General features: G+C 47.4%; 3 protein-coding genes. All 3 read left to right on the forward strand.

Annotated features, from left to right (window positions below):
• Positions 1 to 558: 558 nt before the first annotated feature.
• The gene (locus B3K42_RS04420) at positions 559 to 1,299 is read left to right on the forward strand and encodes a GntR family transcriptional regulator (protein WP_181419156.1); all 741 of its coding nucleotides are present in this window, start codon (positions 559 to 561) and stop codon (positions 1,297 to 1,299) included.
• A gap of 30 nt (positions 1,300 to 1,329) precedes the next feature.
• Entirely contained in the window at positions 1,330 to 2,577 is a 1,248-nt protein-coding gene (locus tag B3K42_RS04425; RefSeq protein ID WP_110991325.1) for an ABC transporter substrate-binding protein, read from the forward strand.
• A 47-nt stretch (positions 2,578 to 2,624) separates the two neighbouring features.
• On the forward strand, positions 2,625 to 3,147 hold a 523-nt coding region (locus tag B3K42_RS04430), incomplete at its 3' end, for a carbohydrate ABC transporter permease (RefSeq protein WP_292597073.1).

Below are 3,147 nucleotides of genomic sequence, written 5' to 3' on the forward strand. Positions count from 1 at the left end.
ACACTCTCCCGAAAGGGGAGTAAACAGCCTGGCCTCACAAGGTCTGTACTTACACCGCGCCATCTCTTGACCCTACTGAACACATCAAGAACGGACCTCATGTTCAGAACGAGTTATCTGACGTTTCTTTACTTTAGGGCTTGCAACTTGGAACATGCAACTTGCAACTGTTCTTCGAAGGACGGGTTCATGATCTGGTACGAATGACCAAGGACGGCTTTTTACAGCGAACAGCGGTTCTTTGCTCGCGAAGTGGAACTGGCCTTGCCGAAGGCGAGACTGGCCAGGCGACGCCTGACTGGCCTGCGACAGCAGACTGGCTTCTGAATCATCCCGCTAAAAGCGGCATCATTTCTTGGGATGATTTTCGCAGCATCACTTCCCGATGCAGTCGGTCTCGCCTCCCGCAGAATGCAGCCTTACGGGGTAAATATTCGTATAACGGCCAACCGTTGACGGACAACCTCAAACTAGAATGTTTCTGCAATCTTTGTTATCGAAGACCAATAGTGTATAGTAAGTTGTAGGACATCCTACAACATTGAAGAGGCGATGCGAATGAAGGAGATTGGGATCGACCATAATTCCCATATCTCACTTTCGGGGAAGATTCATAGCAAATTGAGAAAACTGATCTTGAATGGTGAACTCAAAGCCGGAGAGAGACTGCCATCGGAACCCGACCTTGCTCATGAGCTTGGGGTTAGCAGAAATTCCCTAAGAGAGGCTATCGGTCTCCTTCAAAAAGAGGGTTTGCTGGTTAAGAAGCATGGAATTGGGACATTCGTTACCGATAGATATCCGATCATTAGGGGAGGAATCGAGAGGCTGTCAAGCATCGGCAGCTTTATCGAATCTCAGGGCCACTCTGCCCGAAGCGAGATAATTCTATTTGATCAATGTGTTTGCGAAGAGAAAATCTGCGGGTTCCTCGACCTGGAAGTGGGCAGTATGGTCCATGTTCTTGAGACTACCAAATACGCCTCGGAAATCCCTGTTGCGGTTTGCATTGATTTCATTCCGAAGTCCATAGTGAAAGAGATAGATCCTGAGAGAATCTACAATTCTGTTTTTGAGGGACTGGGTAGACACTATAATATCGATATCAGGTATGCGGAATGCGATCTGATTCCTATAAATTGTGACGAAGTTCTATCTATGAAACTCAACGTCGATGCGGGCACTTCACTTCTCTTACTGGAGCAGATTCATTACGATGTTTTGGATAGAAAGGTTCTATATTCGAAGAGTTACTTTCCGTCGGGAAAATTTACTTTCAAGCTCATTAGGAGACGTTGAGACAGGTAGCTCATCAGGAGGTGTAGGGAAATGAGAAAGCTCTTACTGGTAATAGTCCTATTACTGGGTATTATGCTTTCAGCCACAACCATTGAGGTCCTATGGATGGGATGGCCGCAAGATCAGGTTATGCAGGTGATCAACGCGTTCAAAGCCGAGAATCCGGGAATCGATGTGGACATTCAGCTAGTTCCTTTCGGCCAGTTATTTCAGACAATTGAAGTCCGTTTGGCTGCCGGAGATGGTACTCCAGATGTGTACATTGTGGATGGACCGAATACCGCTTCCTACGCGGCAAGAGGTTATCTTCTCCCTCTTGACGAGCACTTCTCCGAAGAAGAGATGTCTGCATGGTTTGATGCCTCTATAGAAGAAGGCAGCTATCACGGTAAATTTTACTCCGTTCCTTACGGAACTTCTTCCGCTGGTCTCTTCTATAACAAGGCCATCTTTGAAGAACATGGCATCCCCTTCCCCCCGGAGACCCTTGAAGAGAGGTTAACATGGGAAGAGGTGGCCGAAATTGCGAAGAAACTCACCAAAGACACGAATGCTGACGGACTGACAGATGTCTGGGGCCTTGTGATTGAGCAAATAGACAGACCGTATCTTATTTTCCCCATGGTTCAGTCTCTAGGAGCGAAGGTTCTTTCCGACGACGGACTTGTATCTCAGGGATATATCACTTCAGATGAGTTCATTGAAGGAACCACCTTCTACTGGAAGCTCTTCAACGAATGGAAGGTCAGCCCCCAGGGTCTCAACGATTCGGCCATTTCTCGCGAGTATTTCGGAACTGGCAGGGCCGCAATGATGCTTGGAAACGAGTGGAACATTAGAAGGATGCTTCAGTATCCCGATATTGATTACGGTCTCTCTCCCTTCCCCTATTTCGAGGGCGGGGTTGCAATCACCCCTACCGGCAGCTGGCATGTTGGAATAAACTCCAAGACAAAGAAACTTGAGGAGGCTTTGACCTTCACAAAGTATATAACAGGTAAGGACGCAGTAATCACCTGGCACAAGCTGAATGGTATAGCGCCTGCAAGATCAGATGTTTACGAGGCCCTTCCCGAGGTTTTCGACAATCCTATGTGGCAGCTGTTTGTCGCTGAAATGGAGACAACAGCAGTTCCGAGGCCGCGAACACCAGGTTATTCGCAATTTGAGCTCATGCTAAGGGAGGCATTCAATTCTATTCACTACGGTGCCGATCCAAGAAGCACTCTTGAAGAGGTCGCCGTACGAATCGACAGAGAACTTAGAAAGTACAGGTAGACTTGAGGGATCGTGCTTGAATTTAGACTATTTCGGATGGTGTGCAGATGTTTCGAAATAACAAGGTAGCGTGGCTATTCGTTCTGCCCGCGCTGACATTTCTTCTTGTGTTCAAGATCTGGCCAATAGGGGTCTCGGTTATTGAGAGCCTTACTATGACGAGTTTCACCGGGGCAAAATCATTCGTGGGATTCGAAAACTATGAATACCTCTTCAAGCAGGATCCTGTTTTCTGGAAATCCTTCTCCGTTACACTCTTTTACTCGATAATCGTAAATCCTCTGATTGTCTTGACCTCATTGTTAATGGCGCTTCTTCTGAATTCCAGTCACTTCTTCACCAAGTTCTTTAGGACTGTCTTCTTTTTGCCGGCGGCGATCTCGTTCGCCGTTGTCTCTGTAATCTGGATGATAGTCCTCGATCCGTATAACGGTCTGGCAAACAGCTTCCTGACAATGTTCGGCTTCAAACCTCAGCCGTTCTTCGCCTCTCCCGATCAGGCGCTTTGGGTTCTGATCCTTCTTAATGTCTGGAGAAGCTCTGGCTACTGGATGATGTACTTCCTGGCCG

Source organism: Mesotoga sp. UBA6090 (assembly GCF_002435945.1).
Taxonomy (GTDB): Bacteria; Thermotogota; Thermotogae; order Petrotogales; family Kosmotogaceae; genus Mesotoga.